Source organism: Leuconostoc sp. XM4 (genome assembly GCF_055698815.1).
Genome location: NZ_CP134507.1, coordinates 664359 through 685858, shown reverse-complemented (window position 1 = coordinate 685858; position 21500 = coordinate 664359). Strand labels below are relative to the sequence as shown.

Annotated in this window: 20 protein-coding genes; 1 reads left to right on the top strand and 19 read right to left on the bottom strand. The window is 37.7% G+C overall.

Annotated features, from left to right (window positions below; genetic code table 11):
• Positions 1–90: 90 nt before the first annotated feature.
• The 14 genes from glnA to RHP64_RS03465 form a co-directional block, all read right to left on the bottom strand.
• A complete protein-coding gene (glnA, locus tag RHP64_RS03530) occupies positions 91–1437 on the bottom strand; it encodes a type I glutamate--ammonia ligase (protein WP_011679509.1) in 1347 nt (448 codons plus the stop codon).
• 12 nt (positions 1438–1449) lie between these two features.
• Positions 1450–1788 carry a MerR family transcriptional regulator gene (locus tag RHP64_RS03525; RefSeq protein WP_010289022.1) on the bottom strand — a complete coding sequence of 113 codons (339 nt, stop codon included), beginning with the start codon at positions 1786–1788 and terminating at the stop codon, positions 1450–1452.
• Between the two features lie 89 nt (positions 1789–1877).
• A complete protein-coding gene (locus RHP64_RS03520; protein WP_025267920.1) occupies positions 1878–3107 on the bottom strand; it encodes an ATP-binding protein in 1230 nt (409 codons plus the stop codon).
• A gap of 150 nt (positions 3108–3257) precedes the next feature.
• Positions 3258–4253 (bottom strand): class A sortase, encoded by a 996-nt coding sequence (locus RHP64_RS03515; protein WP_080675392.1) that lies wholly within the window; start codon positions 4251–4253, stop codon positions 3258–3260.
• Positions 4254–4286: 33 nt separating this feature from the next.
• Positions 4287–6968, bottom strand: a complete 2682-nt coding sequence (gene polA, locus RHP64_RS03510) for a DNA polymerase I (RefSeq protein WP_025267918.1) — start codon at positions 6966–6968, stop codon at positions 4287–4289.
• A 205-nt stretch (positions 6969–7173) separates the two neighbouring features.
• On the bottom strand, positions 7174–8751 hold the full coding sequence (locus RHP64_RS03505) for a glycoside hydrolase family 32 protein (protein WP_025267917.1): 1578 nt from the start codon (positions 8749–8751) through the stop codon (positions 7174–7176).
• 241 nt (positions 8752–8992) lie between these two features.
• Complete coding sequence (locus RHP64_RS03500; protein WP_025267916.1) at positions 8993–9388, bottom strand: DUF1093 domain-containing protein; 396 nt, start codon at positions 9386–9388, stop codon at positions 8993–8995.
• Between the two features lie 137 nt (positions 9389–9525).
• Complete coding sequence (locus RHP64_RS03495; RefSeq protein WP_014324494.1) at positions 9526–10245, bottom strand: Bax inhibitor-1/YccA family protein; 720 nt, start codon at positions 10243–10245, stop codon at positions 9526–9528.
• 71 nt (positions 10246–10316) lie between these two features.
• The gene (gene murC / locus RHP64_RS03490; protein ID WP_004164289.1) at positions 10317–11651 is read right to left on the bottom strand and encodes a UDP-N-acetylmuramate--L-alanine ligase; all 1335 of its coding nucleotides are present in this window, start codon (positions 11649–11651) and stop codon (positions 10317–10319) included.
• Between the two features lie 197 nt (positions 11652–11848).
• Positions 11849–12505, bottom strand: a complete 657-nt coding sequence (gene ytpR / locus RHP64_RS03485) for a YtpR family tRNA-binding protein (RefSeq protein WP_004164291.1) — start codon at positions 12503–12505, stop codon at positions 11849–11851.
• Positions 12506–12650: 145 nt separating this feature from the next.
• Positions 12651–13325, bottom strand: a complete 675-nt coding sequence (locus tag RHP64_RS03480) for a 5'-methylthioadenosine/adenosylhomocysteine nucleosidase (protein ID WP_011679500.1) — start codon at positions 13323–13325, stop codon at positions 12651–12653.
• Between the two features lie 17 nt (positions 13326–13342).
• Positions 13343–13636 (bottom strand): hypothetical protein, encoded by a 294-nt coding sequence (locus tag RHP64_RS03475; protein ID WP_014324490.1) that lies wholly within the window; start codon positions 13634–13636, stop codon positions 13343–13345.
• Between the two features lie 3 nt (positions 13637–13639).
• Positions 13640–14194, bottom strand: a complete 555-nt coding sequence (locus tag RHP64_RS03470; protein WP_014324489.1) for an NUDIX hydrolase — start codon at positions 14192–14194, stop codon at positions 13640–13642.
• Positions 14194–14418: a cold-shock protein gene (locus tag RHP64_RS03465; protein WP_004164295.1), complete on the bottom strand. Its 225-nt coding sequence runs from the start codon at positions 14416–14418 to the stop codon at positions 14194–14196. Before RHP64_RS03465 ends, RHP64_RS03470 begins: the two co-directional genes overlap by 1 nt.
• A 175-nt stretch (positions 14419–14593) precedes the next feature.
• Between RHP64_RS03465 and RHP64_RS03460 the strand changes: the two genes are divergently transcribed.
• Positions 14594–15469: a cation diffusion facilitator family transporter gene (locus tag RHP64_RS03460; RefSeq protein WP_025267913.1), complete on the top strand. Its 876-nt coding sequence runs from the start codon at positions 14594–14596 to the stop codon at positions 15467–15469.
• A gap of 31 nt (positions 15470–15500) precedes the next feature.
• Here RHP64_RS03460 and RHP64_RS03455 read toward each other — a convergent pair whose 3' ends face one another.
• From RHP64_RS03455 to RHP64_RS03435, 5 genes are all read right to left on the bottom strand, one after another.
• Complete coding sequence (locus RHP64_RS03455; RefSeq protein ID WP_025267912.1) at positions 15501–17165, bottom strand: formate--tetrahydrofolate ligase; 1665 nt, start codon at positions 17163–17165, stop codon at positions 15501–15503.
• 12 nt (positions 17166–17177) lie between these two features.
• Entirely contained in the window at positions 17178–18422 is a 1245-nt protein-coding gene (gene purD / locus RHP64_RS03450; RefSeq protein WP_025267911.1) for a phosphoribosylamine--glycine ligase, read from the bottom strand.
• Between the two features lie 220 nt (positions 18423–18642).
• Entirely contained in the window at positions 18643–19635 is a 993-nt protein-coding gene (locus RHP64_RS03445) for an aldo/keto reductase (protein WP_011679495.1), read from the bottom strand.
• Between the two features lies 1 nt (position 19636).
• Positions 19637–20527, bottom strand: a complete 891-nt coding sequence (locus tag RHP64_RS03440) for an SGNH/GDSL hydrolase family protein (RefSeq protein ID WP_014324486.1) — start codon at positions 20525–20527, stop codon at positions 19637–19639.
• Positions 20524–21495 carry a ribose-phosphate diphosphokinase gene (locus tag RHP64_RS03435; RefSeq protein WP_014324485.1) on the bottom strand — a complete coding sequence of 324 codons (972 nt, stop codon included), beginning with the start codon at positions 21493–21495 and terminating at the stop codon, positions 20524–20526. The genes RHP64_RS03440 and RHP64_RS03435 overlap by 4 nt, the downstream gene beginning before the upstream one ends.
• Between the last annotated feature and the right edge of the window lie 5 nt (positions 21496–21500).

The window sequence follows — 21500 nt, the reverse complement described above, 5'->3', positions numbered from 1 at the left end:
TAGCGATGTATGCGTTTACAAAAACATTAAAACTGAACGTTCGTCTAAAATTTTGAGCAATAAAAAAGAAGCATTTCTGCTTCTACGAGATTAATACTTTTCTAAATATGAATCTGTTTCCCATTGAGAAACATACTGACGATATGATGTATATTCAATCTTCTTTGCTTCAATAAATTTGTCAGCAATATGTTCACCAATCGCTGCACGGACAACGTCATCAGCTGCAAGTTCACGAACTGCCGCCAACAATGTGTCTGGCAAATCCGTAATACCGGCACGCTCACGTTCAATTTCATCCATCAAATAAATGTTTTTATCAACTGAAGCCAATGGTTCCAACTCACGCTTAATACCATCTAATCCTGAAGCAAGAATTGCTGCAAGAGATGTGTAAGGGTTGGCCGTTGGATCTACTGAACGCAGTTCCAAACGTGTTGATTGCCCACGTGATGCTGGAACACGTACCATTGGTGAACGGTTTGAAGCTGACCAAGCAACATAAACTGGTGCTTCAAAGCCAGGCGTCAAACGCTTATATGAGTTAACGGTTGGATTTGCCAAAGCTGTAAAGGCTGTAGCGTGTTCCAAAACACCACCCAAGAAGTTATAAGCTGCTTTTGAAAGTCCCATTTCATCAGAAACATCTTCAAATGCATTGCCTTCTTTAGTAAACAAAGACATGTTTGTGTGCATACCTGAACCATTAATGCCAGCAACTGGTTTTGGCATGAATGTTGCAAAGTAACCATTCTTACGCGCAATTGTTTTAACAACGAGCTTAAATGTCTGAATGTTATCTGCCGCTTCCAATGCTGATGCATACTTAAAATCAACTTCGTGTTGACCTTCAGCAACTTCGTGGTGAGCTGCTTCGATTTCAAAGCCCATCTTTTCCAATGTCAAGACGATTTCACGACGAACATTTTCACCCATATCCAAAGGTGCCAAATCAAAGTAGCCACCCTTATCATTCAATTCAGTGGTTGGGTTTCCTTTTTCATCAAGCTTGAACAAAAAGAATTCAGGCTCAGTACCAACATTAAATGAAGTAAATCCAGCTTCACGTGCTTCTGTTAACACAGTACGTAGTGCGTGACGAGGGTCGCCAGCAAATGGTTCACGATCCGCTGTATAAATATCAGCAATTAATCGTGCCACCTTACCGCCGTGTCCGTCAGTCGCCCATGGGAAAATCATGAATGTGGACAAATCAGGATATAGATACATATCTGATTCATTAATACGCACAAATCCTTCGATAGATGAACCGTCAAACATCAAATCATTATCTAACACTTTATCTAACTGTGATGTGGGCACTTCGACATTTTTAATAGCGCCCAAGACGTCTGTAAATGTTACGCGGATAAACTCCACGTTTTCGTCTGCCACGATTTGCTTAATTTCTTCTTTGGTAAAAGTTTTGCGAGCCATGATTGTCCTTTCTTAATGAGCCCCGAATCGTCCAAGTTGGGCGAATTCTTTTTGTAGTGAACGGCGTAGTGCTGCTTCTGAATCTTGTTTTTCTTGTGCTTTACGGCGTTGCTTGGCAAAAATTTCTTGAATATCCTTGATAGAGTCTCCAGCATCCAAGAAATCACGAATTTCGAGCAAACGATCAACATCATTTAATGAAAAACGTCTCTGGCCACCTTTGCCGCGACCCGGCGCAATTAATTTCTGTTGTTCATAGTATCTAATCTGACGATCAGTCAATAACGTGAGCTCGCGTACAGTACCAATTGGTAAAATTGATAAATTACGTCTCAATTCGCGTTCGCTCATCACAATACCTCCGCTTAAGATACTTTTATTCTAAACGAAATTAATAACCTTTGCAAATTATGTGTCAGGTTTTCTAACATTAAGTTTAGTTATAGACCAAATGGAATATTTTCGGTTTGATGGCTAATTGTACTCAGTTCCACTTTGACCTTTTTCAACTCCTGGCGACCAATTGTTTTTAAAAGCGCCTCCCCAGTTGCTAAATGTGCTACTTGGTCAATTAGGTCCTCTTTGATGATTAATAAGTTTTTCATTTCATTTCGTGTGTTTAATCGCTGCACGATAAAGCTACCAAATTGCCCGAGTAACTCAACAGGAACATCTAATGGGCTTTGTGTACTCAGCATCAAATCCAATCCTAGTTTTCGTCCCTCACGAATTAACGAAAAGATGCCGTAATTGCCATGACCATCATTAGACAAGTATCGATGTGCTTCATCAATAAAGATTGTTACAGGAAAGCTTAGTCCATTAAGTTTTGCTATGCTCATCATCTGCAGAGTCAGAATTTCAACAAGTACTTGATTTAATTTTTGTTCGTGACTAAACAAAGATAAATCGATGATCAAACTCTGTTTCGTCGCCCGACGTGTTATAAACAATCGCAGTAAATAATCGACATCATAGTGCACAATTTCTTGTTTCGTTGATCTTAACAATAAAGTACGTATTTGTTTATTTTTTAAGGTTTGTTTTAATTGAGCAAGACTTGACCATGCTTTGGCAATGGCTTCCTTATCATAAATTTGTCCTAATAATGAAAAATCAGCACGCTCATCAACATAAGGCGTAATAAATTCTTCTTGCAACTGATTAGCCAGCAAGCTTAAATCAAAGTATTTATCCTTAATTTTAAGCTGCTCCACTAGGTTATCATGTTCAATTTGGCTTCTATTGATCTTTTTATAGATTCCTGGTTTTGCTACAACATTGTTTTGTATTTGCAAACTTTCAATTGCAGCGGGTAAATTGGCTAGCAGCGATTCATCTGTAATATTTAATAGATGAGCAATTTGATCACTCGTCAAGTGAGTAACATCAAAGAAACCATCATCCCCCAACACGATACGCTGTACATTTGGTATTGTACGGAATTCACCTGTTGGATCTAATACAATAACATTCTGCTGATTCTTTTTGAGTTCTTCTATAATGGTTAGCGCAGTCGAAGACTTTCCGCTACCAGTAACACCAGTAATTAGCAAGTGCTGAGATAATAATTCATCAGCAGAAATAGGCAAATATTCTTGTGCTTTCACATCGAAAAATTGTCGCTTAAATATTAGTGAGGTATCCTTACGTTTTTGTTTATCTATCATTTTTATTCCTATGTAATGAAAAGTTTTTGACACTATTTTTATGCTTTCGCTTATTATAGCGCTGTTCACTGTATAAATAAATGGTAATGAATTTTATTTATCAAAAAATGGTTTCATTATCTGAAACCATTTTTATTCAGTCAATTCAATTTATTTTGTTCCACCAGCATCACCATTTGCGCCTTCTTCTATTCCTGGATTCCACCAACTCACACGGGCATTAGTATTGCGTACTTTCAAATTAAATTCACTAACCAATTTTTCGGGTGCATTATGCCACGTATATGTTTTTTTCAATTCAGCATGTGTAATAATTCGATATGCCGTTGATGGGAAAAGGCAACTAATAATTGTTAACTGTGCTTTCTTAGTTGGGTTTAACACTGATACCTCTGTTGATGCAACTGTATTTTGGCTAGTAATTTCGTATTGGTAAATCCCCTTGCTATTAGCCAACAAAACGCTTTTCCCGTTTAACCATGATGAACCCTTCACCTTGCCATCTTGCAAATACGGTGAATCATTATTGGTTGTCTGTTGCAACGCGCTAAATCCAGTCTGACCATCATTAAAATTGTGGGCTGCCAACCCATAGTTTCCTTGTCCCATAACTGGCTTTTGTTTCCCCTCCGGATCTTTTTCAGATTTATTCGCGTAATTTGCACCAAGGTTCAGTCCTTCATCACTATAGGCATCATTATAAATTGGCAATAAAATATTTGTACTTGGAATTGATACAAATCCTTGTTTCTCAAAATTTTTTGTTGCATTTCGCATAACCATTTTTCGAATCAGGGCGCGCGAAGTTGTATCTTCTGATGCTTTTTTATTAGCCGTTTTGCGTTCTTGTTCATGAATTGGTTTCAAAATAACTGTTTTGATGCCCGCCACATTTTTTTGGTATAAGTAAGAACCTCCAAGGACAAGCAACGAGATGAAACTTGTAACAAACAGTGCATCATAAAACAAATGATGATGACTAAACTTCTTATGACGCAGTCTAGAAATTACGAGTTGACTAGCAGCAACTAACAAAAAGATCATCACAAAAATTGCAACATATATCCCTATTTTTTGCATGATCTGCCATACTGTCATGTCGCCACTAGACGCCACTGCTAATACTGAAGGCAATTTTATCATCATAATAATCCGTCCTCACCTGAATTCTTGTGATCCCTACTTTGCATCGTACCAAGTGTCACCATGATGTGCATCAACTTTCAATGGTACATCTAATGCAACGGCTGAATCCATAACATTCGTAACAACTTCGGTCAATTCATCAATTTCGTCTACGGGGGTTTCAAAAATCAATTCATCGTGTACTTGAAGCAACATTCTCGCCTGTAAATTATTCTCTCGTAAAGCCTCGTTAACCTTTATCATCGCAATTTTGATAATATCTGCTGCTGAACCCTGGATGGGCGAGTTCATCGCAGTGCGTTCAGCGAATGACCTTAAATTAAAGTTCTTTGCTTGAATATCTGGCAAATAACGTCGCCTATGGGCAATTGTTTCTACATAACCATGTTCATGTGCAAAAGTCTTAATTGTATTCATCCATTCATGAATTTGAGGGAACTCTTGGAAATAAGTATCAATAAAACGTTTCGCCTCGGCACGTGAAATCCCCAAATTATTAGCCAATCCATAATCCGAAATACCATACACAATACCAAAATTCACAGCTTTAGCCGTACGACGCTTAAGTGGATCAACTACTGCATCATCGGCTAAGCCAAAGACAGCTCGAGCTGTTTCGGCATGGATATCTTCGCCATTTAGAAAGGCTTTTTGCATGTTTTTATCACCCGTAACATGGGCCAAAACACGTAATTCAATTTGAGAATAATCGGCACCAAATATTTGCCAATTCGGATGGCTAGGAACAAATGCTGTTCGGATTAAGCGCCCTTCTTCTGAACGCATTGGAATATTCTGCAAATTAGGATCAACTGATGACAATCGACCAGTTTGTGTCAAAGTCTGCAAAAATCGTGTGTGAATCTTGCTGTCCTTAGGATATATAACTGAAAGCAGGCCGTCAATGTAAGTTGATTTTAGTTTCGCCAGCTGACGATACTGCAAAATATGGTCAACTATAGGCGCTTGCGGTGCTAGTTTTTCTAAAACATCCACAGCCGTTGAGTAGCCTGTCTTTGTTTTTTTAATTACAGGTAAACCCATTTTTTCAAACAACAATACCCCTAATTGTTTTGGTGAGTTTAGATTAAACTCTTCACCAGCTTCAATATAGATGGCTGATTGAATATCAGCTATTCGTTCGGATAAATCTTTGCCTTTATTTCGTAAGTATTCAGGATTGACCTTAATCCCTTGATATTCCATATCAGCTAAAACAAACGCTAATGGTAGCTCAATGTCCGTATATAGGTGCGTTTGTTCGTGTTGCTTTAATTCTGTGAACGCTGGTTTTTCTAATTTGAAAAGTCCATCCGCTTTATGAGCAATGTGCGACAATAAAAGATTGGTATCGGTTGGCACAGTGAATTTGGCGCCTTTACCATAAATATCTTCATCAGGTGCCAAATAAACATCAAAACGCTGTGCCAAAGTGGACAAAACATTATCATTAGCTACCGTATCAAGCAAATATGCAACCAGTATAAAATCAAAATTCACGCCCTTAAGTGCCAAACCAAGTCGCTTAAATAATACAAGCTGTGCTTTAACATTGAAAACATTTTTTAAAATCTGCTCATTCTCAATCACCGACTTCAACTCTTCAGTTTGTAACAAGGAGATGTCACGACTAGCATAGTAGCCAACTTCTGGATTACCAATGGCGAAACCAATCATTTCACCCTCGTGATAATTATCACCCACAAATTCAATATGAACTGATATCTTATCACCTAGCATCGCAATTGCTCTTAAATTATTTTCTTTTAATTCGACAAAATTTATACCATTATCAAATTCTTTTGTATTCTCAAGCTGCCCAGATTTACGTAATGCTTTTATTTTCGCTAAATGTTGTTTGAAATCCAAATTTTCATAGAATGGAATAATCTTCTCAAAATCGACACCTCTATATTCCATTTCTTCAAGCGGTAAAGGTAAGTTAGCATCAGTTAAAATTGTAGCTAATTCACGTGCTTGGAAGGCTAATTCACGATCATTGATCAAATTGTCCTTCATTTTTGACTGCTTCAGTTTATCGATATTATCATACAAATTATCAATGTTATTATATTCGGCAAGAAGTTTTAATGCTGTCTTTTCACCGACCTTTGTAACACCAGGGTAATTATCAGATGTATCGCCCGTTAACGCCTTCTTATCAATAATTTGATCCGGTGTAAGCCCAAATTTTTCTTTTATATAAGCTGGTGTATAGCTTTCAATATCTGTTACACCTTTTTTAGTCACGTTTACAGTAACGTTTTCCGTGGCTAATTGCGTCAAGTCTTGATCGCCAGTTACAATAATGACAGAATACCCTGCTGCTTCACCCATACGTGAATAAGTTCCAATGATATCGTCAGCTTCTAATCCAGCCTGTTCATAATTCCGCAATCCATGCAACATAACCATTTCACGTAAATATGGAAACTGTTCTTTAAATTCCTCTGGTACTTTAGAACGGCCATCCTTATATTCAGGAAATAACTTCCCACGATGCGTTTCTTTTCCAGAACCAGCATCCCAAGCCACTAATGCTAAATCTGGAGCCATTGGATCTACAATTTTATCTAAAAAGTTATTAAAAGCCACTAATGCATTTGTATGCAATCCTTCATGCGAGATCATACGATCTAACTGATTGTACATCGCATAAAAAGCTCTAAAAGCCAGCGAATTGCCATCAATAAGTAATAGTTTTTTATTGGTCATCTTAATGTCCCATCTTATATTTATCTATATTAAGTGTAACACACGTTGATATATCACTTAAGTATAGTAATTTCTTATGAACCAGTTTTTGCACGCATTTTATGTTGTTACTAGTCAAAAAGATAAAAAACTTTTAGCCAAATTCACCAGCTAAAAGTTCTACGTGCTTTTTTATTTAGTTAAAAATGCTGCTAATTAGCAAAGATTATTTATTATCAATATTGCTCATCGAATAAAACAAGTCGTTCTCACTGTCAGTTTCAATATTAAATAATAAATTTTCTTCTGTCGAATACTTTAATAATGAATAAGTGCGTCCGCTATTTTCAAATTCAAACTCAACACTTGTTTTATCCGTGTATACATGTAGCTTGAACACATTTGGATTAACGACACCGCTTTGTTCGACAAATTTTTTATTATATTCAGTATTTGCATCACTATCAGCGATATTTTTTGTTTGTCGTGATACCGTGTAATATCCGGTATCTGCATTATAATTTAAGTCAATGGTTGAATCCTTTTGCTTGAATGACAAATGAATGTTTCCACAGACAGTTTCCTTCTTTTTATTTGTCATTTGTACATAGAAGTTTTGACTTGTCCAGCGTTGGGTATCCAATAGTTGATAATAGCCCTCGTTATCTTTAGATAATTGACTTGTATTAATCGTATCTTTAACTGTTTTTGTCAAACTATCATAGGGCTTAACCAGTGAAGATGTCATTGTGTACTCACCATTAACTTTGGTTAAATTCAATTGGTGCGCTAACGATAATGATCCCAACTTATATGATTGTTCATTATTCGCATCAACTATTTTTTTGCATGAATACTCCCAATTACCTAACCAACCAATTGACAATATATTCGTGTTATCCGATGTTTGAAAATAGTTACTAGCATAATAATCTGAACCATCATCAACACGCTTTGGTTGCTGTTCAGCAACAAATACACCATTATCATCAAGGTGCCCAACCATATAATAAGAACCACTAGTCTGACCGTAATTGTAGCCATTAGCACCGAAAAACATCACCGTTTTAGTTGTCCCCGTAGTTGTATCACACATTGTTTTTAGATTTGGGCATTCAATCAATCCCAGATCCTTACCATTTAAAGCACCGCTGTTCAATGGTGTAGCACCTACATAGTTGAAGTTTTTACCATCGCCACTAGTATAAACACCAATTTTATCGTCTTCAGCAAGATACATCGTCATTTTTTTCGTTTCTTTATTGAAAAAGACGTATGGATCTCTAAAGTGAGCTTTTGCAGATGATGCAGACATAATGGCTCCGTCAGAATAAGGTTGATAGGTCACACCATTATCGATAGAATAAGCCACATATTGTTTTTGTCCCGTTGGTGTATAACTAGTGAAATAAGCGATGATTGCTTTTTTTGGCAAATCAGAAAAGAACTTATTCGTGTTTTTAATTACTGATCCAGTCGCAACTGCTTCCCATTTATTTTGAAACTTTGGAATAGCGATACCTAGTTTCTCGTAATGTACGAAATCTTTTGTCTTAACATGATACCATTCCGTGCCATCGTCATCATGCTTATAATTCAAATCAGCTAAATAGTAAATATGGTAGTATCCCGATGAATCCTGCCAAATACTTTGTACGTCATTCATAAGCCCTTGCTCAATATTATGGTGATAATATTGTTGATACTCATTTGATGTCACAGTCCCCGCCAGCACAGGTGAAGTGCTGATGAAAAACAGTGAAAATACTGCTCCAGCTACCCTTAGTAGTCTTGTAAATGTCATAAAAATACTCTCTCCCTTAAATTTGCGCATAAGATTTATTTTACCTGAAACATTTTATTTGTCAAACGTTAGTCATTTTAACTAAATAAAAAAGAGCCACACAATAGGTAAGCATGTGATCCCACATTCAAGAGTGTGCATTTTTCGGTAGAGTTGAAAATCACATACAATATTTTAAAACGATAACATTTTGAAAGCAATGGACTATACTAGTCAGTATTTGTGAAAGTGTTCAAAAGTATTATTTCAGCTTATGAATAATATTATCTGGAATTGTTGACTTACTAATGATGTATGGACCTTTTACTACCCGTTTATCACTAATATCGGCTTTAACAAAACTATTCTTTTTCAATGGCCTTACATTTTCACCACTTAATTCATAATTGAGTGTCTTTCTTTCACCTTTTTTGGTAACAAAATGAAATTTGTATATATAACTATGTGAATGAGCAATAACCTTCCCGTTATCATCTGTAGTTTTTTCTTTTTTAGGAACATGTGCAGATGTTTTGGCATAGCCGACTTCTGTTACATATGTATCATGATAATAACGTGCTGCTTGCACAAAAACAATAGCCAGTAATACCAAGATAATTGACACCAAAATAATGCTTTTTCTCCGATTCAAATTCATAATATTCCTCAACAATAATTTTCATATTTTACCAACTATTTCATTATACGTGATTATTTTTTTAAAATTAAAATTTTTGTTTCTAGTTTATAACTAAATTTTTTTCACAAAAAAAAGACCCATATGGGTCTTCTTCATTAGTCGCGTGAACCACTAACAACGCCGAAGATGCGTAACAGCGCGAAGAAAATATTGACAAAGTCTAGGTATAATCTCAAGGCGCCATTTACTGCAAGTCCTGTTGTATCTGCTTGACCAGCAAATTGTGAATACATTACCTTCAAGTTCTGATTATCATATGCTGTAAATAAGGAAAAGACAACGACACTAGCCCATGAGAGCAATAGCGAAACGATTCCACTATAGAAAAACATATTAGCAATTGATGCTATCAGCAAACCGATTAACAGACCAAACAAAATCGAACCTAGTCCCGTTAAATCACGTTTTGTGAAAACACCATAAGCTGCCATTCCACCGAAAACCGCGGATGCAGAAACGAAAGCCATCATCACAGAAGCTCCTGTATAAACAGCTAACAAGACACCAAGCGTCAAACCTTCAACCACTGCAAAAGCCATCAACAAGCCAAAAGCACGAGCAGGATTTTTAAAAGTTGCACGACCAATCATCGTTATAATCAACATCTGAATACCCAACAGTGCCAAAAGACCAATAACATTACCTACAAGCAACTTAGCAACTTGTTCCAAAAAAAAGTTTTGTACTATAAAGCCTGTCACTGCGGTAAGTAAAACTGCTATACCCATAAAGCTATATGTCTGTTTAAAGAATGCGCGCATTCCCTCATCTACACCCGTCACATCACGACGAGCGTTCATATTAAAATTATCCATTACTATTTACCTCCAGTATTCTAAACAATTCTGGTTATATCAATTATAACAGAAATCACATTAAATAGATATTAAGTCAAGTCTGTTCTCAATTGGCCAAGTAGCTTTTCATAAGCAAATTCATATTTTTCAATGTCACCAGCGCCCATAAAGACCATTACAGCATTTTCATATGGCATTAACAGACTCATGTCGTTTTCTTCAATGATGCCACCAAACTTACTAATTTCAGATCCTAAGTCCTTGGAAGTAATCGTTCCGGCTTGTTCTCGTGCAGAGCCAAAAATATTGGCTAGATAAACTTGATCTGCCGCTTCTAAACTGCTAGCAAATTCGTCTTTATACGCAATTACGCGTGAAAAAGTATGCGGTTGGAAAATGGCAATAATTTTTTTATTGGGATACTTTTGGCGTGCCGCGTCTAATGTCGCTGTAATTTCTGTTGGATGGTGAGCATAATCATCAATCACTGTAATATCAGCAATTTGCTTTTCACTAAAACGACGTTTAACCCCCTGATAGGTCAGCAAATATTGACGAATTAAATCAAGGTCAACCTCTTCCATATAAGATACAGCAATCACTGCTAACGCATTTAAAATACCATGTTGCCCAAATAAAGGAACGGCAAATTCGCCTAAGTCTTTACCACGAAAAACAACGTCAAAATGCGACCCCTGAGTTGATTTGTGAATATTAGTCGCTACAAAATCATCTCTTTCTGGATTGACGCCATAGTAGTAAACATCTGCTGAGGGTTTCAAAGAACGCAAGTGCTCATCATCACCCCAAGCAAAAATAGCCTTTTTAACATTATTAGCAAAATCAGCAAATGCAGACGTTACATCTTCAATGCCAGTATAATAATCAGGATGATCAAAATCAATATTTGTTAAAATCGCATAATCCGGGGCATAATCTTTAAAATGACGACGATATTCATCTGCCTCAACAACAAAAAATTGTGAGTTAGGCACGCCTCGTCCTGTACCATCTCCGATAAGATATGAGGTAGGAGCAATATTCTTCAACACGTGAGCTAGTAATCCGGTTGTGGACGTTTTGCCGTGGGCTCCTGCAACTGCTATGGATGTAGTTTGTGATATTTGTTCTTGAACAGCTTCTGGATACGAAACCATGGTTACACCAATTTCTAATGCCCGAGCCACTTCAATTTGATCATTATTAAAAGCGTTTCCCCTCACAAAAATAGCATCTTGATTGGCATCTATATTTCTTGCATCAAATGTTAATATTTTAATACCTGCTGCCTCTAATGGAGCTTGCGTATATGTGTACGTATCAATATCTGAACCAAGCACCTCATTTCCTTGGTCATGCAAAATTTGTGCTAACGGTCCCATTCCAGTACCTTTGATGCCAATAAAATAATATTTTTTACTCATTTTTTTACGATCTCCATCACAAACGTGAAATACTGTAACTCACCTTTTCGCAACTCAAACACCAATTTCCGATACTTTGTACTTTCATCATTGAATATTCGATAAACATGAGGTGCGTTTCTAATTTTATCTACCATCTTATCAACACTTTCAGCTGCATTAATCAATTGATCAACACGAGCTGTACTTCCCCTGTCTTAATAATTTGTATCAACTAATCCATCTGTATAGAGCGTTGCACCCTTTTCGAAGTCAAACACATCGCCAATTTCACCAAAATCATTTGGTAAAACCAAGGCACCTGGTTTTTCAGGAGCGCCCGGTAAATGTAACTCTCGTCCAGAAACAATCATCCCTGAAGATGGCACACCGCGTAATGCACCATCCCATATCAAGGCGCCTGAAGGCATCATAGTTCCAGGCTGAGCTACCACAACTTTAATCCCTGTTTTCATATTTGGCGATCCAGAGACAATTTGAAGGCTTTTTTGGTCACTAACTTTTGTTTGTGTGATATGTAAATGATCTGAATCTGGATGATTCGAAAGGTTTTCAACGAAACCAATAACAAGTTTTGAAGGTGAAACCTTCATAATTTCATCAAATCCAGCTGATTTGATGTTGGCGTTAAGAATATTTATTTGCTCTTCGTTTAAGAATATTTGACCATTTTCTCCAATAATCCCTAATTCGGCACCTACATTAGCAATGTTAAACCCAGTGGCCTGACCTGTTTCAGCATTACTTATTCGTGTCACGTTTCCGACAGTAGTCACAATTTGTTTTTCCGCGTTAGGAGCAAGTGTAACAACAAGTATGTCCCCACAAGATTTTTGGTTATATGAAGTAATCATTTTATTATATTCCTTAAATTTAATATATTTTCTATTTTACATTATTCTTAACTTGCTTGCACACTAACCTCTATACCAACTACCATAGAAATCAGCTATATCTAGCACTGCACTGACTTCACAGTACAAAAAAAAGCCTGTCGGCTTAGTTCTTTTGATCCATATAGTTGATTAATAACTGGGCTGAAGCCTTACCAGCTTCAACTACGAAATCATCAAAGACAATATTAGATTCTCCATTAGCTAAATCGGAAACACCACGTAATACAATAAATGGGGTTCCAAACTGTGTAGCAACTTGTGCTACCGCTGCTGCTTCCATCTCAGCAACTAATGCCTCTGGAAAATGGGACAAAATTTTCTTTTTACCATCATCTTGAACAAATTGATCACCAGAAACAATTAAGCCTTCTTTGCCCGCTGTCAAATTCTTAAAATCAGCAACCACTGCTGGATCAGCTTCGTAATATAAGGGCTTGTTTGGCAATTGACCATAAGCATATCCGAATGCTGTCACATCAACATCTGAATACGCAATACGTGTGCCAATAACTTCATCCCCTATTTTTAAATCGGGGTCTAATGCACCAGCAGAACCAGTGTTAACAATCAAATCAGGATTAAAATTATCAATCATCACTGTAGCAGCAGAACCTGCAGCCACTTTACCAATACCAGACTCAGTGAGCATTACTTCATGATTTTTATAAGTTCCTGAAGTAATCGTTGTGCTGCCGTGCTGTCTTGTTTCTGTATTTTCAAGAATTGCAGACAATGCAATCTTTTCCTCCGCCATTGGCGTGATAATTCCTATTTTCATTTTTTTCTCCAAATTTACTAGTTAATTAAAAAAAAGGCAGCGTACGTTGCAATAATTAATAAAATCAAAATAATAATAATTACATTGTAACGATGCGTTAAGCGTTTTGATTTGCCTTTCGCTGTTAGCTTACCATCTGACCCTAATTCATAACGTCCTTTACGTGTTAACCGCATCTCTTCTCGAGTTTCTGGCTGGACAATTTCAACTTGAGTTGGATGTTTTCTAGCGTAGTCTTTTTCAACTTTGATACGTTCTTTTTCACGCGCCTTTTGCTCTTTTTTGGCTGCTTTACGTGACATTTTATCCATAAATTAACCCCGCAAGTAATTCCAATACAAAAAGGCTGTGACAGTTTTTTGATCAATTAATTTTCCTGAATCAAACAACGATTTCACTTCACTAAAAGACATGGTTACTAAATCCATTGTCTCCCCTAAATCGCGTGGTAATTGTTGATCTTGTTCAATGGGTGTTAAATTTCTCGCAACATATAAATGCATATAAGCATCAGAAAAACCAACTGTTTCAACAAAACCTAACGCTTTTTCAATAGAACCCGCTGCCATACGTAATTCTTCATTTAGTTCACGCTCAACTGCATGATGAGGTTCGTCAAAATCACGTTGATCCAATTTTCCAGCGGGAATTTCCAAAATAAAATCACCAATTGTGGCACGCCATTGTTTCTCTAAAATAATATGTTCATCATCAACAAAAGCTAAAACGCCAATTGCAGGCACGTGCCGAACAATATCTCTTTTAGCTTTTTTTCCATTATAAAGATCAACATCTTGCGTTTCAACGCTGAAGATTGGCCCCTCATAAATTATCTTAGACGATGTTACTGTCTCACGATATGCCACCATTAAACGTCTGCTGCCTCAACCGAAAGTGGACGAACCTGGGCTGCTTGATAAGACTTATACCCTTGTACCAGTACGTACGCTACTTTTTCGCCTTGAATCAATGACTTAAAGCCATCCATATCAATACCATTAAAATGAACAAAGACATCATCTCCACCTTCATCGGGTGTAATGTATCCATATCCACGTTCTTTTTGCCAAATTTTTACTGTTCCTGTTTTCATAAATATAGTATAACACACCTTTATATTGTTCGTTTAACACGGTTCAAGCACAACGTTAAAAGGAGCTTATTCTCCACCAAAAATGAAAGTCAAATTTGGTGGAACAACTGTATTTCATTGTATAATAAAAGTGAACTCTTGCACATGTATCTATCATTGATATGCAGGTACCAAAATGCTCAATAAACGCTATGAACAACTTAAAGCCGCTGAAGGTGGCGCTATTATCAGCCTTACTGCCTATAGTCTGATCACTATTATGAAATTGCTAGTTGGAAATATTGGTCATTCGGAAGCCTTAATCGCTGATGGATTCAATAATTCAACTGACATTTTAGCGTCACTAACGGTGCTGATTGGGCTTCATTTTTCGCGCCGACCACCTGATAAAAACCACCAATACGGTCACTGGAAATCAGAAAACATCGCCAGCATGATTACTTCAATAATTATGTTAATCGTTGCGTTACAAGTTCTATTTAGTGCTTTTAGAAATATCCTAAGTGGTCAAATAGTCACACCTAGCCCCCTCAGCGCAATTGTTGGCATTATTTCAGCCATCCTACTTAGCTTTTTGTACTTACACAACCAGAAGTTGGCCAAAAACGTACATAGCACAGCTTTGCTTGCAGCTGCTAAGGACAACCTCAGTGATATTTTTACTAGTATAGCCACCACGTTGGCAATCCTCGCATCCTCATTTCATTTTTCATGGCTTGATGCTACTGGGGCAATCATTATTTCTCTATTAATCCTTAACATGGCAGTTGATATTTTTAAAAACAGTGTGTTTATGCTTTCAGATGGTTTTGATCAGCATACACTGGATCAGTATCGTTTGACAGTTAACAGAATTCCTGGTGTCATCGCTGTAAAAGAGATAAGAGGTCGATCTTATAGTGAAAACATTGCCCTGGATATTGTCGTAACAATGAACCCACAACTGACTGTGGCAGAAAGTCATGCCATCACAAAACTTATTGAAAAAAAATTATTTGAAGCGTACCAAATTTTTGACGTTGAAATCCATGTCGAGCCAGAAAATAAGTAATAAAAAAATGGCCAAAAGGCCATTTTTTAGTCTAAAACAAACCAGTAATTGTACCATTCTCATCAATATCAATATCCAATGCCGCTGGATGTTTTGGTAATCCAGGCATTGTCATGATGTTTCCCGTTAATGCGACTAAAAATCCAGCCCCAAGTTTTGGTACGAATTCACGGATATAAATTTTGAAATCTTTAGGTGCCCCAAGTTTTTTAGCATCATCTGTAAATGAATACTGCGTTTTTGCCATAATAATTGGCAACTTGTCCCAACCATATTTTTCAAAATCTTGTAATTGTTTTTGTGCCTTAGTTGATAATTCAACACCCGTCCCACCGTATATTGTTTGCACGATAGTATTTAGTTTATCAATAGCTGAATCGTCAGCTTGATATAGTGGTGTAAAATCTGCTTCTTGAGCTGATTTTTTAATGACAGCTGCAGCCAACTCTTGTGCCCCTGCACCGCCTTTTGCCCAAACTTCTGTTGTATAAGCTATTGCGCCAAATTGTTGGACGTAGTCTTTAATAACCTGTAACTCTGCTTCCGTATCCGAGGTGAAGCGATTAATGGCTACCAACACTGGTACGCCATAACGATTCATCGCTGTCAGGTGTTGACCTAAATTTTCTAAGCCGTTCCTGAGCGCAGTGACATCTTCATTATTCAAATTTGATAATGCAACGCCACCATGGTGTTTCAAAGCACGTACGGTAGCGACAATAACAATTGTATCTGGCGTTTTACCAAGCAACGGCACCTTAACATCTAGAAACTTCTCGCCACCCAAGTCTGCACCAAATCCCGCCTCCGTTACAACATAATCTGCTAATTTCAGAGCTGTTTTGGTTGCCAAAATAGAGTTAGTTCCTTGAGCGATGTTAGCAAATGGACCACCGTGAATAATTGCCGGTGTGTGTGCCAGTGTTTGGACAAGATTGGGTTTGATAGCGTCCTTCAACAAAACAGTTAAGGCGCCAGCAACACCTAAATCAGCAACAGTCACTGGTTCTTTGCTGTAGGTATAACCAACAACAATACGCTTGATACGCTCTTTCATATCCATTAAATCAGTTGAGAGTGTTAAAATAGCCATCAATTCAGAAGCTACAGTAATGTCAAAACCATCTTCACGCGGAACACCTGAAGTTGGTCCACCTAATCCGACAGTGACATGACGCAATTCACGATCATTAATATCTACTACGCGTTTCCACAAAATACGACGTGGATCAATATTTAATGGATTTCCTTGGTGAATACTATTATCTAATAATGCAGCAAGTGTATCATGAGCTGATGTTAATGCATGGAAGTCTCCAGTAAAATGTAAATTAATATCAGCCATTGGAACGACTTGTGCAAAGCCACCACCAGTTGCGCCACCTTTAAGCCCCATCACAGGCCCCAAGGAGGGTTCACGTAGCGCAATCATCGTCTTTTTATCGGCCAAATTTAGCGCGTCAGCCAAACCAACCGTTACTGTTGATTTTCCTTCGCCGGCGGGAGTTGGATTAATTGACGTAACCAAAATCAACTTACCCAATTCTTGCTTACGCACGATAGATGGATCCAAATTAATTTTTGCTTTATCGTATCCATAGGGTTCAATTTCATTAGCCTGCAGCCCTGCAGCAGTAGCAATTTCGGTAATTGGTTTTATTTCAACGGATTGGGCAATTTCAATATCTGTTTGCATGTTTGTTTCCCTTTATAATTTTTGAACAGCTTGATAAGCAATATCGTGACGATATTGTAAATCCATCGGTGTCTTATCTAATACATTATAAACTTTTTCTTGTGCCAATTTCACATTTTTGTCATGAGCAATAACAGTGGCTACACGCCCGCCATTTGAATGCAACACCGTGTTCGCCAATTTGACGCCAGCATAATTAGTCACTAATGGGATTTGAGGAACGATTGCTCCTTTTTGAGGACGTTCAGGATAACCCTTCGCTGCTAGAACAACCCCAACATACACTTCTTCCTCTTGCCAATGTGACGCTGGTTTTTCACCTGACAATAGCTGCAAAATTAATTGATAAAAATCACCCTCAAATTGAGGTAATACTACTTGTGCCTCAGGGTCACCAAAGCGTACATTGAATTCAATGACTTTAGGACCTTCTTCAGTTAACATGACGCCTGTATATAAGACACCAGTAAATGACGCGTGCTCTTCAACCATTGCTTTCACTGTTGGATTAACTAAAGTTTCAATAGTTTCCTGACGAATTTGATCTGAAATCCATTTCACTGGGCTATAAGCCCCCATTCCACCGGTGTTAGGTCCTTCATCACCATCAAAACGACGTTTATGGTCTTGTGCTAAAGGCGCATGAGTCATTGCACCGTTTTGACCCACTAATGTAAATACAGAAAACTCGACTCCTTTCAGATATTCCTCAATAACCAATTTGACATCAACATTTTGCGTGTATAACTTTTCCAAATATTCTTGAGCATCAGCGGCATTTTCAATAATAGTGACCCCTTTGCCCAAAGCCAATCCATCTAGCTTAAAAACAATTGGAAAACCAAATTTTGCAATAGCTTGATTCGCTTCATTAAAAGAAGTTACGGTCATTGATTGCGCAGTTGGAATATTGTACTTTTGAAGAATGTTCTTCGTAAATGATTTAGAACCTTCAAGTTGAGCTGCTTTTTTTGTTGGACCAAATATTTTTAAGGAGGCTTCTGTGAATACGTCAACGATACCTAGTGTCAACGGCTCTTCATTGCCAACAAACGTTAGATCAACGTGTTCTTGGTTTGCAAAATCCCTTAGTTCAATTAAATTCGTCACTGGAATCTCAACTCGTCGTAAATGGTCATCTGTCATCCCATCATTTCCGGGTGTAACAATGACTTCATCTACTTGTGGACTTTTTAAAAATGTCTGTGCTAGCGCATGCTCACGTGCACCAGAACCGATAATCAAAACTTTTGTCATGACTGGCCTCTTTGTTTGTTAATAACTATAGTTTAACAATTATATTGACAATTTTGTATGTTTTTAAATTATATTTTTATAATAAATAAAGATATAGTTCGTTTTTTGATAAGTATTTTCACGATCTGACAAAATTTGTCGAACGTTTGGATTGTAAACGGTTTCTTTTTGGACAACAAAAAAGAACCAGTACAAAACTGATTCCTGATACATTCAGTATTTATTTGTCTAAAATAGCTTGGATCTCTTTAAGTTCAGCCGCAGAGAAATCTAAATTATCGGAAAACTTTAAGTTGTCAACTAAATGTTCAACCTTACTTGCACCAATGACGACTGTTGCAACGCGTTCATCCTTTAATAACCAAGCTAGCGCCATTTGTGACAATTTTTGTCCACGGCCTTGCGCAATTGCATTTAAAGCATTTAGCTTGGCAATTAAGGCATCCTTACCGTTCTTAAATAAGAATTGGTTTGTTGGATGGATTGGATAATCAGCAGGAATTTCTTTCAGATAACGATCAGTCAATAAGCCTTCAGCAAGTGGTCCATAGGCTACAAGACCCGCATGATTTTGATCCAAGACATCCAAAAGACCATCCTTTTCAGCTGTGCGGTTCAACATGTTATAAGATACTTGGTTACCAATAAATGGTGTACCAAGTTCATCGAATATTTTAGTGATTGCTTTTGTTTGCTCGGCAGTGTAGTTCGAAACACCAACATAAAGCGCCTTACCCTGTTTTACAATCAAGTCTAACGCACGAGCAGTTTCCTCTAAACGTGTGTTTGGATCCCAACGGTGTGCATAAAAGATATCAACATAATCTAGTCCCATCCGTTGTAAGCTCAAATCCAGCGCGGCAACTAATGTTTTCTTGCCAGAAAATTCGCCTAATGGTCCAGGCCACATATGATAACCGGCTTTCGTCGTAATCACCAATTCATCACGATAAGGTTTTAAATCATTACGATAAACATTTCCAAATGTCACTTCGGCTGTGCCATTGCTTGGCCCATAATTTGATGCGTTATCAAAACTAAAGATACCACTATCAAACGCTTTTAAAATCACATTCCTGGAATTTTCAAGTGGCATTTGATCACCTAAATTACGCCACAATCCAAACGAAACTGCCGGTAAAATAAGACCAGAATCACTAACTCGGCGATAAGGTAACTTTTCGTAACGTTGTTCATCTGCTGCATATACCATCTTAAATCAATCCTCCTAAAAGTAGTTTTGCCACGCGCTCGTGCTCCAAAATATTCGGATGCACTTGTTGTGGCGAAATTTTCCACGGCGTAGTATCCAATAAAACAAAACAATCGAAGCGTTTTATCTCTTGCTCAAAAACTTTTTTAAACGCACCGTTGAAAGGCACTAGGAGCACTATCTTGGCATCATGGAAACGTTTAATTAGCTCAAGCAAGTACACCCGTAACCCAAAACAAAAATCTTGCACCGTTGCACCATAATTATAGTCGTTTGTGCCATAATTAACAATTACTAAATCAGAAGACACCCTAGGACGCTCAACATTCGGAGCAACATGCCACAATGCCTCAACAGCCGTTGGTTCCTGAAAAGGAGCACTCGGCGTTAAACCTGAACCCCCATAGCCAATCCGAGCTAGTGGCTTATGGAGTATTTCAGCAATCAATTCAGGGTAGCTTAGCTCTGGATGTGGCTCATGTTCAATCATTTCCTCACCAGCAGTAATGGAATCACCAATAAATGTAATGTAATTTACATTGGTTGCAATTGGGGCTAGCTCTCCAGAATCAATTTGACCCGAAACTAATGTGATTGGATTAGTCCATAGTGTCATTTGATTACCAGCAATAGACCGTACCAACAAAATATAGTGTCCGTCAGTTACTGATAATTTGAGTACATTATTTTCAACGTTAATTTCATGCCAATTTTCTCCGTTAAGAGACAATACCAGCGATAGACCCTCGTATTTTTTTGCAAACTTTAAAGTGACTTCTTGCGCACCTTGAACCATAAATTCCAACGCTGCGCCAAATTGAGTTGTAACAAATCCATTACTTGTTTTCCCCCATTCAGGAGATAAAAAAGATTCTAGATCCACTATTTTCATAACATTACGTCCAAATTGTCTGGGCTTTTCAGCACATCCTCAATACTTTCAAACACATTGATGCGTCTGATTGCTTCAGCAAATGATTCGGCCACAGACAATACTTTCAGCTTACTCATGTTTTTATGTTCGGCTATTTCAACAGTATTTGCTACAACAACATGATCAATTGGTGCTTTTTCAAGATGATCAACCGCGTTATCTGACAACACAGCGTGCGTAGCAACAGCATAAATTTCAATCGCACCTGCATTAGCAGCTGCTTCACTGGCAAGGACCATACTTGTTCCTGTATCAATGATATCATCGATTAAAATAGCACGTTTGCCAGCCACATTACCAGTAATTTGATATGGTGTATCTGGGCGAACGCTATCAACACGTCGGTCAACTAGTGCCCAATCTGCATGTAAAAGTTTGGCAAACTTGCGTGCACGAGCAACACTAGAATGATCCGGCGCAACAACAACTAAATCATCCCCTAACAAATCATTAGCATAAAAGTAATGCCCCAAAGCCGGCATGGCTAGCAAATGATCTACAGGAATATCAAAGAATCCTTGAACCTGATCCGCATGTAAATCCATCGTCATGACCCGTTTTACGCCCTGCGACTCCAACATATTGGCAATCATACGTGCTGAAATAGGTTCTCGAGAACGGGCTTTTCGGTCTGAACGTGCATAACCGAAATAGGGAATAATGACGTTGATTGAATTGGCAGAAGCACGACGTGCTGCATCAATAAAAATCATCAATTTCATGAAATTATCATTCACCGGCGCCGTAATTCCTTGAATGACATACACATTCCGACCACGAACAGTATTTTCAATTCGCTCATATATTTCATTATCAGCAAATGTTTTGATATCAATTGGGGCTAATGGTACACCTAAAATTGTTGATATTTCACCTGCCAGTTCATCATTACTGCCAAGGTTAAATAGCTCATATGCTGGTGTCATAAAGT

Excerpts from the sequence above, each read along its gene's own strand:
- purD (WP_025267911.1), bottom strand. The coding sequence starts at position 18,422 with ATGACAAAAGTTTTGATTATCGGTTCTGGTGCACGTGAGCATGCGCTA.
- RHP64_RS03445 (WP_011679495.1), bottom strand. The coding sequence starts at position 19,635 with ATGGTATATGCAGCAGATGAACAACGTTACGAAAAGTTACCTTATCGC.
- RHP64_RS03440 (WP_014324486.1), bottom strand. The coding sequence starts at position 20,527 with ATGAAAATAGTGGATCTAGAATCTTTTTTATCTCCTGAATGGGGGAAA.
- RHP64_RS03460 (WP_025267913.1), top strand. The coding sequence starts at position 14,594 with ATGCTCAATAAACGCTATGAACAACTTAAAGCCGCTGAAGGTGGCGCT.
- RHP64_RS03495 (WP_014324494.1), bottom strand. The coding sequence starts at position 10,245 with ATGGATAATTTTAATATGAACGCTCGTCGTGATGTGACGGGTGTAGAT.
- RHP64_RS03475 (WP_014324490.1), bottom strand. The coding sequence starts at position 13,636 with ATGGATAAAATGTCACGTAAAGCAGCCAAAAAAGAGCAAAAGGCGCGT.
- RHP64_RS03435 (WP_014324485.1), bottom strand. The coding sequence starts at position 21,495 with ATGACACCAGCATATGAGCTATTTAACCTTGGCAGTAATGATGAACTG.
- RHP64_RS03515 (WP_080675392.1), bottom strand. The coding sequence starts at position 4,253 with ATGATGATAAAATTGCCTTCAGTATTAGCAGTGGCGTCTAGTGGCGAC.
- RHP64_RS03470 (WP_014324489.1), bottom strand. The coding sequence starts at position 14,194 with ATGGTGGCATATCGTGAGACAGTAACATCGTCTAAGATAATTTATGAG.
- RHP64_RS03480 (WP_011679500.1), bottom strand. The coding sequence starts at position 13,325 with ATGAAAATAGGAATTATCACGCCAATGGCGGAGGAAAAGATTGCATTG.
- ytpR (WP_004164291.1), bottom strand. The coding sequence starts at position 12,505 with ATGATTACTTCATATAACCAAAAATCTTGTGGGGACATACTTGTTGTT.
- murC (WP_004164289.1), bottom strand. The coding sequence starts at position 11,651 with ATGAGTAAAAAATATTATTTTATTGGCATCAAAGGTACTGGAATGGGA.
- RHP64_RS03465 (WP_004164295.1), bottom strand. The coding sequence starts at position 14,418 with ATGAAAACAGGAACAGTAAAAATTTGGCAAAAAGAACGTGGATATGGA.
- glnA (WP_011679509.1), bottom strand. The coding sequence starts at position 1,437 with ATGGCTCGCAAAACTTTTACCAAAGAAGAAATTAAGCAAATCGTGGCA.
- RHP64_RS03505 (WP_025267917.1), bottom strand. The coding sequence starts at position 8,751 with ATGACATTTACAAGACTACTAAGGGTAGCTGGAGCAGTATTTTCACTG.
- polA (WP_025267918.1), bottom strand. The coding sequence starts at position 6,968 with ATGACCAATAAAAAACTATTACTTATTGATGGCAATTCGCTGGCTTTT.
- RHP64_RS03500 (WP_025267916.1), bottom strand. The coding sequence starts at position 9,388 with ATGAATTTGAATCGGAGAAAAAGCATTATTTTGGTGTCAATTATCTTG.
- RHP64_RS03455 (WP_025267912.1), bottom strand. The coding sequence starts at position 17,165 with ATGCAAACAGATATTGAAATTGCCCAATCCGTTGAAATAAAACCAATT.
- RHP64_RS03520 (WP_025267920.1), bottom strand. The coding sequence starts at position 3,107 with ATGATAGATAAACAAAAACGTAAGGATACCTCACTAATATTTAAGCGA.
- RHP64_RS03525 (WP_010289022.1), bottom strand. The coding sequence starts at position 1,788 with ATGAGCGAACGCGAATTGAGACGTAATTTATCAATTTTACCAATTGGT.